This is a genomic window from Photobacterium aphoticum (assembly GCF_001029435.1).
Classification (GTDB): Bacteria; Pseudomonadota; Gammaproteobacteria; order Enterobacterales; family Vibrionaceae; genus Photobacterium; species Photobacterium aphoticum.
The window spans coordinates 36353-51913 of sequence record NZ_LDOV01000018.1; the positions used below are offsets into that span (position 1 = coordinate 36353).

The window sequence follows — 15561 nt, forward strand, 5'->3', positions numbered from 1 at the left end:
ACCCAACAGGAAGACGCCCGTGGTAGAACTTACCGATGCGGAAATGCTGCGTTATAACCGCCAAATCATTCTGAAACAATTTGACTTTGAAGGGCAAGAAGCTCTTAAAGCGTGCTCCATGTTGATCTTGGGTGCAGGCGGTCTGGGCTGTGCCTCAAGCCAATATTTGGCGGCTGCCGGTGTAGGCAAACTGACCCTGATTGATGACGACAAGGTGGAAGTGTCTAACCTGCAACGTCAGGTTCTGCACAACGACAACACCGTCGGCATGCTGAAAGTGGAATCAGCCAAACAAGCCCTGCAAACCATCAATCCATACGTACAGATTGAGACCCATGCTCGCCGTTTAAATGACGATGAGCTGCTGGCGCTGATCGACGCGCACGACATCGTACTGGACTGCTGTGACAATGTAGATACCCGCAACCAGTTAAACCGTTTGTGCTACCAAACGAAAACACCGTTAATTTCCGGTGCCGCTATTCGTATGGAAGGCCAAATCAGTGTTTACACCTATGAAGACGATGCACCTTGCTATCAGTGCTTGAGTGCCCTTTTTGGCCAACAAGCGCTCACCTGTGTGGAAGCCGGTATCATGTCGCCAGTCGTTGGCATTGTCGGTGCAGTACAAGCAATGGAAGCCATTAAGGTTGCCAGCCAACTGGGTCAACCGCTGGTAGGTAAAATCCTGATGCTGGATGCCATGAACATGGCGTGGCGAGAAATGAAACTGAGCAAGCAAGCCAGTTGTTCCGTCTGTGGTTCGCATTAAGCTTTAAGATGTCGACTCATATCGCCGACATTGACTCTGCAGCAAAAGAAAAAGGAAGCCGAAGCTTCCTTTTTTATTACGCTTTTGATTTTGATGCTTTACAACGTTTACTGCTTTTACCTTGCAGTGAAGGGCGAGTAACGAGGAGGCTTACTCTAGGAAATTATCGAAAATTGGCGTCAAGCGGATTTCAATGCGACGGTTGTCCTGACGACCTGCTGCTTTCTTGTTATCCGCAATCGGGGCACTTTCACCGAAACCAAACACACCCACACGCTTGCTATCCACACCGTAAGTCGTCATCAGGTCAGATACAGAAGTTGCACGCTTAGTAGAAAGTGCACGGTTATATTCCTCAGAACCTACGCTGTCAGTGTGGCCGCCGATGAAAATACGAGAATCCGGCGCTTCGGCAAGAATACCTGCTAGCTGCTTAAGCACCATTTCACCTTCAGCACGTACGATAGCGCTGTCATGATTGAAGCTCTGATCACCCTTCAATGTAATCAGTACCTGATCGCCTTTGCGCATCACGGTACCCACATCGCTACCGATAACCGCTTGTACATCGTGAACACTCTGGTCCAAAAAGGCACTGACCTTCTCTTTCGAGACCGTCTTGGCCTTTGTGACCACTTCTTCACTTGTTGACGCACACCCTACTACGAACAGGGAGAATAGAAAAACCAATAGAACTTTCATTTAAACACCACGCTAAGAAAAAGCAAAACCCTATGAATAATGGACTTTATCAAAAGCCGCTTTTCACATCTGAGGGAAAAAGAAGAGTATGGAGATACTTCACAATCAAATTTGCAAGTGAATGAAGGATTCTTTCAAATTGTGCCGAATTACAACATCTGCTTCACATGGCGTGAAATGGTAAAAGCGTTCACCTCAAAACAGATACAGTCAAAAATATCAATACAGCATATCTCGATACCCAATTTGCTTACGTTTTGAGGACTTACCATGCTACTTATCAAAAATGCCAACGTCTTTAACGGTCATGACAACACCCTGCTAGAGGCGGTGGATATCGTCATCAACCAAAACCACATTCAAACGATTAGCCAACAACCGATTAACGATGCCGGCTTTGAACAGGTCATTGACGCGCGTGGCCATACCGTCATGCCAGGCCTGATTGATGCGCATGTCCATATCACGTTGTCTGCTGCCCCGCATGTCCTCGACACCATGACCCGTGAAGAAATCGCCATTCGTTCGGCAAAAATCGCCGAAGGCATGCTGATGCGTGGCTTTACGACAGTACGTGATGTCGCTGGTAACACCATTGGCCTTAAAACGGCCATCGATAGCGGCTATGCCACGGGTCCGCGTATTTTCCCGTCTCAAGCGGCGATCTCACAAACCTCTGGCCATTCTGACTATCGCCAAAACCGAGGCCAACAACGCCGAAACGGTCATGAAGATTCACCGTTAATGAAAACCGGTGCATTCGCCATTGCCGATGGCCGCTCCGAAGTGCTTAAAGCCGTACGTGAACAGCTCTTTATGGGCGCGTCACAAATCAAAATCATGGCCGGCGGTGGCGCATCCTCCACCTTTGATCCACTGGATACCCTGCAATACACATTGGATGAACTGAAAGCGGCCGTCGAAGCCGCATCCGATTACGGTACCTATGTGGCTGCGCACATTCACACCACGCCCGCGATGAAGCGAGCCGCCGAGGCGGGCATCATGTCGTTTGAGCACGCTACTATCATGGACGATGACATTGCACAAATCATCAAGGAGAAAGGCATATTTGTGATTCCGTCCTACTTTACGTCGTCGCTGATTGCGGAACGTAAAATTCCATTGGGATCAGAGTCGCTATATCAGAAGACCGAGCGTGTCGGCAAAGCCATGCTGAAATCCGCAGAACTGATCAAAAAGTATGAGATTGAAAACCTCTGCTTCGGCACGGACTGTGTCGGTGACTTAGGTGTGCATGCAACCCAGTCTCATGAACTGGAAGCCATCGAAAAGGTGTTTGATACGATTACTGCCCTGCGCATGGCTACCTCTAACTGCGCCAAGCTGTTTAACTTGTCGACCTATCAGCACCCTTATCAGGAAGGTAAGCTGGGTGAAATTTCTGAAGGGGCTTATGCCGATCTGTTGATCATTGAAGGGAACCCGCTGGAAGGTGTCGCGTGTGTTACACAAGCAGACAAACAGAAAGTGATCATGAAAGACGGCGTGATCTACAAGAATACGCTTTGCTAAGTACCAAGTACTAGCATCATAAAAAGCCGGCCTTTCATTCAGGCCGACTTGCTGTTATTGAACCGCTATCATGGCAAGCGAACGACATGCGTACTTACTTCATCATATACAGATCACGGGTGTAACGAGGCTCGGAGGCATTCACTGTGGAATACCCGCCGACCTTGGTGTTTTTCAATACCGAACGGGTGTAGTGATACAAAGGAATGGCCGGCATCGCATCAGCAAAAATGGTTTCAGCTTGCTGATAATAGCGATTGCGCGCCTCATCCGTCGGGGCCTGAATCGCCTGTTTCATCGCTTCATCATATTTGGCATTCGACCAACGGGCATAGTTCATCCCTGCTGACTCAAAATACGCTAAGAACGTCGAAGCTTCGTTGTAATCCCCCATCCAGGCATAACGCGCGACCGTGAAATCTTGCTGCCCCAGTTTTTGCAGGAAGGTTTTCCATTCCTGATTAGCCAAATCCACCTTTGCCCCCAGCGTTTTATTCCACATGGAAGACATCACAATCGCCAGTTTTTTATGGGACTCTGACGTGTTGTACACCAGCTCAAAGGACAAGGGATTCGATGGCCCGTACCCAGCTTCAGCCAATAATGCTTTCGCGGCCTTATTACGTTCTTTCTGGCTCAATTTACCCCAGGCCAGCTTTGGTGGATCAAACCCTTCTACCGATGGCGGCGTTACCCCGTACGCGGGCACCTGCCCCTGCCCTAAAATGGCGGTTGTGACAATGTCTCGATCAATAGCATAAGCCAGTGCTTTGCGCACACGGGGATCATCAAACGGTTTCCTGTGCACATTAAACAAATAGTAATAGGTGCCTAAAGATGGCATGGTCAGCAACTCATCCGGGCGTTGCTTTTTAATCGCGTTGTATTGTTCAAGCGGAAACGAAGAGGTGATATCAATTTCACCGGTACGGAAGCGGTTATATTCGGCAGTAAGATCGGCAATCGGCAGATACGTCACCTGCTCAATCACCGTTTTTTCGTTGTTCCAATATTTGGGATTTCTCTCCAGCACAATGCGCTCATTCAGCGTCCAATGCGTTAGCTTGTAGGCACTGCTGGTCACGATATTTTCAGGTTTAGTCCATGCATCCCCGTACTTTTCAATCGCCTGACGATACACCGGAAACGTTGATTCATGCGTCAGCATCTTCACCAGATACGGAACGGGGCGATCGAGGGTGATTTGCAGGGTTTTCGCATCCAGCGCTTTGACGCCTAATTTATCTGGCGCCATTTTTCCCTGCGTGATTTTATCGGCGTTAAGAATGTGTGCGGTGGTGTAGTACCACGAATACGGAGCGGCCTTGTGTGGGTCAATCACACGTTTAAAGCTGTATTCAAAATCCAGAGCGGTAATCGGATCACCATTAGACCACTGGATATTATCCCGTAAATGGAAGGTATAGGTTTTGCCATCGGCCGAGGTGTCCCAATGCGTGGCTAACGCAGGAATAATATCGCCGTCAGGACTTTGAGTCACCAAACCCTCGAACATGTCAGAAATCACGCGCGAGCTGGCGGTATCAGAAGAATAGGAGGGATCTAACGTGGGGACTTCATCGCCGTTACCGCGCACCAATTCCTGAACATCGGCGAGCGCCACATTGGCCGGAACATCCGCAGCCAACGCTGAGGCATGTGCAAACAAAGCAACAGCAGCGGCAATCACAGTGAGCTTACTTCCTTGCATAATTTATCCTTTGTGTACTTATTGAACAAATAAGATACAGGGATATAACACAAGACGAAATATTACCGCGCACAAAAAAGCCGGTGATTCACACCGGCTTAATGATTTGAGATCTGACACGACGATTCACTTCAACCGCCCTGTCATGGCGGATCAGTTATCGTTCAAACGGATACCGTCACGCTCAATCACGATCATGCCCTGCTTGTACAGGCCACCGATGGTTTTCTTGAACGTTGCTTTACTGGTACGGAATTCTTTGAAAATCTCTTCCGGTGACGATTTATCGCTCAGTGGCAGGAAGCCGCCTTTACGCGCCAGTGTGGTCAGCACTTTATCGGCCAAATCGTCAACTTTCGCACGACCGGCTTTCTGTAGTGACAGGTTGATCTTACCGTCTGGACGAATCTCTTTGATGTAGGCTTTCAGCTTCTTACCCGGGAACAACTTACCGAATGATTCAGTACGGAACAACAGACCCCAGTGCTGCTCTTCAATGATAGCTTTAAAGCCCAAATCAGACGATTCAGCAATCATTACCTGTACTTCCTGACCCACTTTGTAGTTCGCAGGCGTTTTGTCAAGGAAACGGTTGAACTTGGTTGAACCCACGATACGACCCGACGCTTTGTCGGTGTATACGCGCACCATGATGTCCTGACCCACTTCCAAGCGACGACGCTGCTCACTGAATGGTACCAACAGATCTTTTTCCAGACCCCAGTCCACAAACGCACCGATGCCACAAATGCCGACAACGCGCAGCAGCGCAAAGTCACCGACCACCGCCAATGGCTGCTTGGTGGTCGCAATGATTTCATCGTTGGAATCGAAGTAGATAAACGCTTCAATCTTGTCACCCAGCTCAGTGCCAGAAGGAACACAAGCTTTCGGCAGCAAAATATTACCGAAGTCCTCACCACCATCAAGGAATACGCCAAACTCAACCGTCTTGACTACCTCTAATGTGTTGTATTGTCCAATTCTAATCATTCTCTTGACACTCTCTGGGTAACGTAAACAGTAAGATGCGCTATGCACCCCACAGTAAAAAATTGCGATCACGATCAACGTTATCGTTAGGTCGCGCATTATACGTGATGTTCTTTCAACGTGCCTGACCTATCTTCAATTATTTGCCTGTTTTTTACGCTAATAAAGTGGCGAGGGAAAAATACCGCTGCTATTAACCGGTTAATTCATCTAAAATTAGCCCACTTCTACTGAGAAGCACGCACGCCCTATTCGGTAACGTTGCGTTGTTTGTCCTATCAGTCGTTTATCGAGGCTATTGAGTACAGTGATCACTGTTGAAAAGAAAGACGGCCACAAGCTGAAAATCTCCCACGTCATTCAAGAAACCACCAACAGGCAGCTCGATCTCTATATTTTTGTGCCCGGCGAGTTGGGGCTGAATCGTCACATCATCACTGAAGAAGAATTCTTCCATAATGCCATTGTCGGCAAACGTACTTATTACAGTGACATCAACCATTTGCCGCTGGTACACAGCCGCCTTGCCAGCCGGGGCAAGCTTTCTACGGAACAGTACCGCTTAAGTTTGAGCTTGTACGCCTACCAGTATGCTTTGGCGCTGGAAAAAACCACTCAGATGCTGCTCGACGCCAACGAAGAGCGCTCACTGGAAGAAGTCGAAGAAGTCGCGCAACTGACCATTCGCATTCTGAAGCGTTTGCGTCGTAATGTGCCGAGCGATCAAAAGCTGCACAAATACTACGAAAACGTCGATAACTACCTGTCTTGGTTTACCGAGCAAAAACTGCTGGAGCTGGTTGCTCACCTGCCCCGCAGCAGCGATTACAGTGACATCAAAAATTTGCTGCTGGATATTTGCCAGTCTGAATCCGATCACCGCATTGAACTGAAATACAACTCCAGTAAGGCAATGGAAGATCCGACCCGGATGTCCAACAAAATGCGCCTGTTGCGCCGCTTGATTGAATTTCCGGTCACGATGAAAGAGAAAACCACTGAGTTAGGTCAGAACACCCGTAAAGTGGTCACGGGCTTTGCGGCCGGTTTTGTGATGATTTTCGTGACGTTAATGCTGATGAAAGCCCGTGGTGTATTGGGTGACATTACCGCCTCCTTCATTTTGGTGCTGTCTTTTATTTACGCTGCCCGTGAAGTGTTTAAAGACGACTTAAAAGTCATGCTGTGGCGCTGGGTGCGTAAAGGCAAACCAAAGTGGCGTAAGCAGTTCTTTGATGCCAACTCAAACCAGTTGATTGGCCGTCAGTTAGAATGGATGGAATACCAATCTTATAAGAATTTGGACAAAGCGATCCGCCGTGTACGTAAACACAAAGTCTCCCAGCACGAAGAAACGATTTTGCATTACAAGAGCACCACGCGTATGTCGCCGACCAAGTTCCTGACCGGTTATGAACAAACCCGTGAATCCATCATGTTGGATCTGCGCAGCATCACCAAGCTGATGGAAAAAGGCTCACAAAAAATCTACCAGCTTCGCGATGGTCAGGTGTCGAAAGAGTCGGTGGAAAAACGCCACCTGATCAACCTGATCACCCGTGAAACGGATGAAGACAACACCGTGCGTATTCAGCGTTGGAAGATCATCATGAACCGTTCCAAGATTGTCGATGTAGAACCGATCGAAGTCGAAACGTCCACGACACAAACGCAGAATCAATAACACACCAACCATACGTCATTTTTGTTATGAATAGGGCTAGCAATAGCCCTACTTTCTCTCCGTTGTTAGCCGCGCGTAACTTGTTATGCTTAAAGGGATCACCACTGTTGTTGAGCCTTTTATGAAAACATTGTCCCAATGGGTTTGCCACAATACTTACCGCCAATTGCCAAGCACCTTTGGCACGCCATTGTTGCCCCAACCATTAGATGCGCCTTTTTTAGTCCATGTGAATCCGCACGTCTGCCAGTTGCTTGAGTTAGATCCCCAACAAGCCCACACACCCTATTTCATTGATCTCTTCAGTGGCAATGCCGACCACCCGGCGTTTGATCCCATCGCGATGAAATACACCGGCCATCAGTTCGGGCAATACAATCCGGATTTGGGCGATGGCCGAGGCGTATTGCTGGGCGAAGTGCTGACCGAGAGCGGCGCAAAATGGGACATTCACTTAAAAGGCTCCGGCCTGACGCCATATTCCCGCCAAGGCGATGGGCGTGCAGTGTTACGATCCAGCATTCGTGAATACCTCGCCAGTGCGGCCATGACAGGATTAGGCATTCCTACCACGCAAGCCTTGGCCATTATTGGCAGTGAAACGCCGGTGTATCGGGAAACCGAAGAGCGCGGCGCAACCTTAATCCGTGTGGCCGAAAGCCATTTACGCTTCGGGCACTTTGAATACCTCTTTTATACCCAGCAACATGACACATTACGCCAACTGGCGGATTATCTGATTACTCAGCACTTTCCACATATTAATGAGCGCACCCATTCACACCCTGACGGCGATAACAGCGCGCGTTATGCCCTGATGTTTGAAGAGATCGTCACTCGTACCGCAACAATGATCGCACAGTGGCAAGCGGTCGGCTTTGCGCACGGGGTGATGAACACCGATAACATGTCGGTACTTGGCCTGACATTCGATTACGGCCCTTACGGTTTTCTGGATGATTACGACCCAACGTTTATTTGTAATCACTCCGACTATTCAGGTCGCTACGCCTTTTACCAACAACCGTCTATTGGATTATGGAACCTTTCCGCCTTAGGGTATGCGCTAACGCCACTGCTAGAGAAAGACGCCATTGACCACGCATTAACCCAGTATGAAACCGTGCTTCAACGCGCTTACAGTCGCATCATGCGCAATAAATTAGGGCTAGAGTTGGCATTAGAGGAAGATACCGCCCTCTTTGCCGGATTATTTTCACTTTTAAAAGCGCAGCGCGTCGATTACACCTTATTCTTCCGCACACTGTCTGGCATTCCTGCTCACCAGATACAGACAAGCGCAGATCAATTTGCCTTTCTGATGGACAACTTGTCCCCACTTCAATCCTGGCTGCTAGAGTATGCCGCACGGGTAGAGAAAGAATGGGCAGCGAATGGCAATACGTCACAACACAATAGCGCGCTGTCACAAAGCGACAGCCAGCGACTCTCGCGGATGCAAAAGGCCAACCCTAAATTCATTCTCCGTAATTATTTAGCCCAACAGGCTATTGAAAAAGCCGAGCAGGGTGACTACCACATGCTGGATGATTTACTGGCCGTATTAGCGCATCCGTATGATGAACACCCGTCGCTATCTCACCTCGCCACCCTGCCTCCGGCCTGGGGGAAAACGCTTGCTATTAGCTGTTCATCATAATTTATACAGCTTGTTCGCAAATGCATCACGCGAGTTTGCGAGTAGGTTCACGATTTAGCCATGTCTATTTCATAGGATGAGAAAATAATTCAAATCTTTGATCTAGCTTGTAAATTAATGTGCCAGAGCCTGATAGATTTCCTCGCTCACACTACAACTTCAAGCTCACACATTGGTTTAAGGATTTATGAATACACATCGTATTGCGAGCTTTGAATGGGGACGTGTTGCCGCTCTCTTTGCGGTTATTACCCTTCACTCTCAAGCTTTCATGACAGCACCACAATTCGATGAGCAGCCTTGGGTAGGGATGATACTCAACCAGTTTTGTCGCTTTGCCGTGCCGCTGTTCTTTATTATGGCGGGCTATTTCATCATGCCTAAGCTGCAAAGAGCCCCATGGAAGACGTTTCGCCAATACGCCTCACCGCTGATGAAATTATGGCTGGTATGGAGTGCACTTTATCTTTTATTTCCTTTTAATTTTGGCACGGTCATCGAGCAAGGCTATCTGGCAGAGCGCATGCCGTACTGGTCGTACTTAGCCTCTTCATCACTCAATACGCTATTTGAAGGTGGATTGGTCCATCTGTGGTATATCCCAGGCTTATTGTGCGGTTTGGCGGTGATGGCACAGCTATGCTACATGAAGCAACAAAAGTGGTTGTTGCCTATTGGCTTAACCTTCTATGCATATGGCTTATCGGCGGGCAGTTATGAACCCATTTTCATGACAGAAGCGCCGATTTTTACCCGCAACGGGCCGTTCTTCAGCACCCTTTTGCTGACAGTCGGTTATACGTTCCGTCATCACAACATCCATGCTTCTCGCCCGGTTGCGATTATGCTGGCAGTAGTGGGCATGATGATGCATTTTGCAGAAGCGTTTTTCCTGACCCGTTACGACATGCGGTTTGTTGAACATGACTATCTGATCGGCACGCCATTCTGGGCGGCGGGCATTTTCTTATTCTTGGCAGGTTACGCGTCTCTGGGCGCATCAAGCAAAATCACATGGTTGAGTCAGCGGACGTTAGGGGTCTATTTGTGTCATCTGATGGTATTGATCACCCTGATGAACCTGTTACCTCTGCTGGGACTCAACATCTATATCAAAGATATTCTGTTGATTCTGCTGGGTATCAGTGCGTCTTATGGCTTCGTGGTATTAATCGAACGCAGTCCATTGAGCACATGGTTATTACGACAACCACAAGGCACTAATACGGCACGAATGACACCGCAAGAAAACACACAGCAAGAGGCCTAGCAAGGTTACGGCTCTGCTCAAGGCCAATTAAAGCAATACAAAACAGAGATATAAAAAAACCGGCACTGGCCGGTTTTTTTTTGTACTGTCTATTATTGGCATGCCTCTTATTCAGCATCGCTTGACGCTGCGTAGGTGATCACACGGGTGATCCCCTGCTCTTGCAACCACGCCTGCCAATTAGGCGATGACTGAATAAACTGACTCATCACGCGACACGGTTTATCAACCGCCATTGCGGCGTCCAATGCCTGTTTGACTAACGCAATCACCGCATCGTTTTGACGGTCATACAAATAATCCAACGCCGGATGGGCCAAATCCAGCCCCAATGTGAACTGCGCGATCTGATCGATATCAATTACCAGGCCATCGAAGTACTGCAAGAACTTGTCCGCCAATAACGCGTTCGCAGGCAATGCAACCTGCAAATGCACTTTTAAGCCTTGAGCGCCTCGACATAGCCCCTGCTCTGCCAGCAAATCAATCACCGTGGCCGCTTCGCTGAATGTACGCGCAAACGGGATCACTAACTCAATGTTTTTCATCCCAGCATCGTTTCGGGCGCGCTTAATGGCTTCACACTCAAGTTCAAAACTATGACGAAAACGGGCATCTGCGTATCGGGACACGCCACGCTGACCCAGTAAGGGATTCACTTCTGCCGCTTCTAATTCGGCACCTAATAAGCTTTGGCGTGCTTGTGAGTCCGCGCCCGTCATACGCACATACAACGGCATGTCACCCACTTGCTGAGCCGCATTGACAAGTTGTGCCGTCAGCATAGACACAAAGTATTCGGCAGGATTATTGTCACACTGGCTGAGTAAAGCGTGCTGCGTCGGTGCCGGCAGCAAGGTGCTGTATGCTGCTGCATAAGGATGAATAGATAATTCCTGAATAAAATCATCCAATGAAAACAAACCGATATCTTTACCCACCGCCGGTAACTGGGCAGAAGACTGGAGCAATGTTAAAACCTGTAAATCTGACTGAGCACTGTTTGTCATAAGGCACCATACCACTTAATTCACCGCAAAATCAGAAAGTTAAAACCACACGTACCGCAGTCGATGCTATGCCGACAACCTCTGTCGCTTTACTTCCTTGCCTAACAAGCCAACATACTCACTCGCCAGAACGGACGCAAGCACCAATAGCAAATATTGCGATTTTAGTTACTCAATACGCATAATTAAGGGCTTTTCAACGGTTTTCATGCCAATTACATCATTTTACTCGGTGTTAAAATCCGTCGTAGTTTGATCTCACTGGCTAAAATTTGAATAAATGCACAGAGGTTAAGAATAAAAAACTAAGCTATATCACAAGTTTGGTTTATTCCTGACGCCTTTTGGGCTATCTTTACGCGTCGTTAATTTTTGTAATACCGAGATAGGCAACTGCTATGCCAATGAAAACAGATGAACTCCGCACCGTGAGCTTAGGTCCTATGCCGACGGCTGCCGAGGTCGAAGCCGCTTTTCCCATCACTGATGCCATTGCGGATCACATCGCTCACGCTCGCCGTCAGGTTGAAGCCATTCTGACCGGCAATGACAGTCGCCTTCTTGTTATCGTTGGCCCTTGCTCAGTGCATGACACTGATGCTGCTATTGATTACGCCCAGCGTCTTCTTGACGTTCAAGCCAAATACAAAGATCAACTTTTCATTGTGATGCGCACATACTTTGAAAAACCACGCACCGTTGTGGGTTGGAAAGGGCTTGTGTCGGATCCTAACCTCGACGGTAGCCTTGATCTCGCCAAAGGCCTCCACACCGCCCGTAAATTGCTGGTGGACATCAATGGCCTGGGTATGCCAACGGCGACCGAGTTCCTGGATATGATCACGGGTCAGTATCTGGCCGATCTGATCACCTGGGGTGCCATTGGCGCACGTACAACCGAATCGCAAATTCACCGTGAAATGGCCTCTGCCCTATCATGTCCTGTCGGCTTTAAGAACGGTACGGATGGCAATATTCAAATCGCTGTCGACGCAATCCGCGCGACCCGTGAATCGCATGTGTTCTGTTCGCCGTCTAAACACGGTGAAATGACGATTTACCGTACCTCTGGCAACCCTTATGGCCATGTGATTTTGCGTGGCGGTAACAAGATGCCAAATTACCACCGTGAAGACGTTGCGGCGGCGTGTGACACACTCGCCAGCTTTAACCTGCCAGAGCGCCTGGTGGTCGATTTCAGCCACGGCAACTGCCAGAAACAGCACAAGCGCCAGTTAGACGTGACGGCCGACGTCTGCCAACAAATTATCGCAGGCAGCACACAGGTTGCCGGTATCATGGCAGAAAGCTTCATTGTCGAAGGTAACCAAGCGGTTGACGTGAACCACTTGGATAAGCTGACGTACGGTCAGTCGATTACCGATCCATGCCTTGCGTGGGAAGACACCGTCACCATGCTGGACATGCTGGCTGACGCTATCGCAACACGCCAGACACTTTCTGAATAATAAACGGTCTCGTCGACACCGACGAGACACAATATAATCATCACTGTTTTATAGTGTAATCATTTAGGATTAATCCCATGCCTTCTTTTGATATTGTTTCTGAAGTTGATAACGTTGAACTGAAGAATGCGGTAGATAACTCTGGCCGCGAATTAGCAACCCGCTTTGACTTCCGCAATGTAGATGCAAGTTTCAGCCTGAGCAAAGAAGTCGTAAAAGTGTCTGCGGAATCTGATTTCCAGATCAACCAGATGATGGACATCTTCCGTGCGAACCTGGCAAAACGCGGTGTAGACGCGAAAGCCATGGACCTGAAAGACATCGTTCACTCAGGTAAAACTTTCTACCAAGAAGTGGCCTTCAAGCAAGGCGTTGAAAGCCTGATTGCAAAGAAAGTCGTTAAAGCCATCAAAGACGCGAAAATGAAAGTACAGGTGGCGATTCAGGGTGAAAAAATCCGTGTTACCGGTAAAAAGCGTGATGACCTACAAGCGGTTATGGCACTGATCCGCGAAGGGGATTTCGGTCAGCCATTCCAGTTTGACAACTTCCGCGACTGATTTATTGCATAATGAGTCACCAAAATGGAAAGGAAAAGCTTCGGCTTTTCCTTTTTTATTTCTTCACATTCCTTTCACCATCGCGATTTTCCGCTTTTTTTCTGACTCATTCGCGCCATTTTTGTGACAATGCGTCATAAAATATCTGATGAGAATGTAACCATGATTTCTGATATTTGTGCAATCAGACGCCCTGAAAGTGGAAAACCATAGGTCTGATGAGGATATTCCCCTATACTCCCCCGCTGTCCTATCTAGGGTTCAATTTGTTGTTTTAAAGGTTTTATACATTAAGAGATATCGAGCAGACATGGCGCTGATCTAGCTCAAGGCGCGTGCTTGCATGGAATTGCACCTGAAGATACCGGACATCCTCAGAACCACGTTACTCATGTGATGTGTTTCTTTCCCTCACACGCCCACCATGTTCACTGTGAATGCGACCGTTTTTCGTCTGCATCCTGCTCATATTCCTTTGTCATTGATATTGTCGTCATGACAAAGCATGGAAGATACACTGCGAGAACCCTTTGTAGGCTATTTACATATACCTAAAAAGGAGATGTCCATAATGGACTCTGTGAAAAACAAGACTGCCTCAACTCAAGCCGTAGGTGACAAAAAACTCGGTTGGAGCAAAAGCGACACGGTATGGGTACTAGGCCTGTACGGTACAGCAGTGGGTGCAGGTACGCTATTCCTGCCTATTAACGCGGGTGTGGGCGGTTTGATCCCACTGTTGGTGATGACAATTCTTGCGCTACCAATGACTTACTTTGCACACCGTGGTATGACACGTTTTGTACTATCAAGCTCTAACCCGGGTGCTGACATCACGGAAGTGGTAGAAGAACACTTCGGTGCAGGTATGGGTAAAGTGATCACCCTGCTGTACTTCTTCGCCATTTACCCAATTCTATTGGTATATAGCGTTGCGCTAACCAACACCGTTGAAAGCTTCATGCAGTTCCAGTTGGGCATTGAACCACCTGCGCGTGCGGTATTGGCTTTCGTATTGATCGTTGCACTGATGGCGATTGTACGTTTGGGTGAGCAGCTGATCGTGAAAGCGATGAGCGTATTGGTCTTCCCGTTCGTAGCAGTACTGTTGATGCTGGCGATGTACCTTGTTCCTTACTGGAACGGCTCGATTTTCGATCACGTGATCCCAACCCAAGCAGAAGGCGGTCTATCAACCGTATTCATGGCGGTATGGCTGATCCTGCCGGTAATGGTATTCTCGTTCAACCACTCACCAGTGATCTCGTCTTTTGCAGTTGCTAAGCAAAAAGAATACGGTGAGCAGGCTGAGAAACAGTGTTCACGCATTCTGGCACGCAGCCACATCATGATGGTTGTGACGGTAATGTTCTTCGTATTCAGCTGCGTACTGAGCCTGTCTCCGGCGAACCTTGCTGAAGCGAAAGCACAGAACGTGTCTATCCTGACGTACCTGTCTAACCACTTCAACACACCGATGATTGCTTACGCAGCGCCAATCGTTGCTATCATTGCAATCACTAAGTCTTTCCTTGGCCACTACCTGGGCGCAAGTGAAGGCATGAACGGTCTGATGCTGAAAGTGGCACGTGGTCGTGGTAAAGAAGTGAGCAACAAAACACTGAACACCATCACTGCGTTGTTCATGCTGGTAACCACTTGGGCGGTAGCAACTATCAACCCAAGCATCCTAGGTATGATTGAAAGCCTAGGCGGTCCAATTATCGCTATGCTGCTGTTCATCATGCCTATGTACGCGATTAAGAAAGTACCAGCGATGCGCAAGTACTCAGGCGCGATCAGCAACGTATTCGTTGTGATCATCGGTCTGATTTCTATGTCTGCGATTTTCTACTCGCTAGCACAGTAAGAAAACGCATAATTGCTGCAAGTGACATGACGTCTACTCGCACAAATACCAAGGGCGACCATACGGTCGCCCTTTTTTTATGTTTCGCAATACTGCACGCTCTCTGCCGTGGGTTTAATCTGAACCTAGATCATCGAACCTAGATACTCGAATCTCGAGCCTAGAATTCTGGGACTCGGGACTCGGGACTCGGGACTCGGGACTCGGGACTCGGGACTCGCACCTAGCAATTCAGAACTCGGACATAAAAAAAGCACTTCATCACCAAAGTGAGAAGTGCTTTCTATGAATTATCTCTGTTTGTCAGTCTGACGACTCAGAAAC

Annotated in this window: 12 protein-coding genes; 8 read left to right on the top strand and 4 right to left on the bottom strand. The window is 48.3% G+C overall.

What is annotated here, in order from left to right:
• Positions 1–19: 19 nt before the first annotated feature.
• A complete protein-coding gene (gene moeB, locus ABT58_RS10160; protein ID WP_047874296.1) occupies positions 20–772 on the top strand; it encodes a molybdopterin-synthase adenylyltransferase MoeB in 753 nt (250 codons plus the stop codon).
• Positions 773–922: 150 nt separating this feature from the next.
• Here moeB and ABT58_RS10165 read toward each other — a convergent pair whose 3' ends face one another.
• The gene (locus tag ABT58_RS10165) at positions 923–1474 is read right to left on the bottom strand and encodes an OmpA family protein (RefSeq protein WP_047874297.1); all 552 of its coding nucleotides are present in this window, start codon (positions 1472–1474) and stop codon (positions 923–925) included.
• 270 nt (positions 1475–1744) lie between these two features.
• On the opposite strand from ABT58_RS10165, the gene ABT58_RS10170 reads away from it, so the two are divergent.
• A complete protein-coding gene (locus ABT58_RS10170) occupies positions 1745–3010 on the top strand; it encodes a metal-dependent hydrolase family protein (RefSeq protein WP_047874298.1) in 1266 nt (421 codons plus the stop codon).
• A 94-nt stretch (positions 3011–3104) separates the two neighbouring features.
• Here ABT58_RS10170 and ABT58_RS10175 read toward each other — a convergent pair whose 3' ends face one another.
• Both ABT58_RS10175 and ABT58_RS10180 read right to left on the bottom strand, forming a co-directional pair.
• Positions 3105–4721: a peptide ABC transporter substrate-binding protein gene (locus ABT58_RS10175; protein WP_047874299.1), complete on the bottom strand. Its 1617-nt coding sequence runs from the start codon at positions 4719–4721 to the stop codon at positions 3105–3107.
• A 153-nt stretch (positions 4722–4874) separates the two neighbouring features.
• Positions 4875–5714 (bottom strand): CvfB family protein, encoded by an 840-nt coding sequence (locus ABT58_RS10180; protein WP_047874300.1) that lies wholly within the window; start codon positions 5712–5714, stop codon positions 4875–4877.
• Positions 5715–6021: 307 nt separating this feature from the next.
• Between ABT58_RS10180 and ABT58_RS10185 the strand changes: the two genes are divergently transcribed.
• From ABT58_RS10185 to ABT58_RS10195, 3 genes are all read left to right on the top strand, one after another.
• Complete coding sequence (locus ABT58_RS10185; protein WP_047874301.1) at positions 6022–7398, top strand: hypothetical protein; 1377 nt, start codon at positions 6022–6024, stop codon at positions 7396–7398.
• 121 nt (positions 7399–7519) lie between these two features.
• Complete coding sequence (locus ABT58_RS10190; RefSeq protein ID WP_047874302.1) at positions 7520–9058, top strand: protein adenylyltransferase SelO; 1539 nt, start codon at positions 7520–7522, stop codon at positions 9056–9058.
• A gap of 187 nt (positions 9059–9245) precedes the next feature.
• On the top strand, positions 9246–10328 hold the full coding sequence (locus ABT58_RS10195; RefSeq protein WP_082211057.1) for an acyltransferase: 1083 nt from the start codon (positions 9246–9248) through the stop codon (positions 10326–10328).
• A 107-nt stretch (positions 10329–10435) separates the two neighbouring features.
• Here the strand turns inward: ABT58_RS10195 and ABT58_RS10200 are convergent, their stop codons facing one another.
• Positions 10436–11338: a putative PEP-binding protein gene (locus tag ABT58_RS10200; RefSeq protein WP_047874303.1), complete on the bottom strand. Its 903-nt coding sequence runs from the start codon at positions 11336–11338 to the stop codon at positions 10436–10438.
• 398 nt (positions 11339–11736) lie between these two features.
• Here ABT58_RS10200 and ABT58_RS10205 point away from each other — a divergent pair, with 398 nt between their 5' ends.
• The 3 genes from ABT58_RS10205 to ABT58_RS10215 all read left to right on the top strand — a co-directional run bounded on the left by ABT58_RS10205 (position 11737) and on the right by ABT58_RS10215 (position 15237).
• Positions 11737–12807, top strand: coding sequence for a 3-deoxy-7-phosphoheptulonate synthase (locus ABT58_RS10205; RefSeq protein ID WP_047874304.1), 1071 nt, complete (start codon positions 11737–11739; stop codon positions 12805–12807).
• Positions 12808–12884: 77 nt separating this feature from the next.
• Complete coding sequence (locus ABT58_RS10210; RefSeq protein WP_047874305.1) at positions 12885–13367, top strand: YajQ family cyclic di-GMP-binding protein; 483 nt, start codon at positions 12885–12887, stop codon at positions 13365–13367.
• Positions 13368–13938: 571 nt separating this feature from the next.
• Positions 13939–15237 carry a serine/threonine transporter gene (locus ABT58_RS10215; RefSeq protein ID WP_047874306.1) on the top strand — a complete coding sequence of 433 codons (1299 nt, stop codon included), beginning with the start codon at positions 13939–13941 and terminating at the stop codon, positions 15235–15237.
• Positions 15238–15561: the final 324 nt, after the last annotated feature.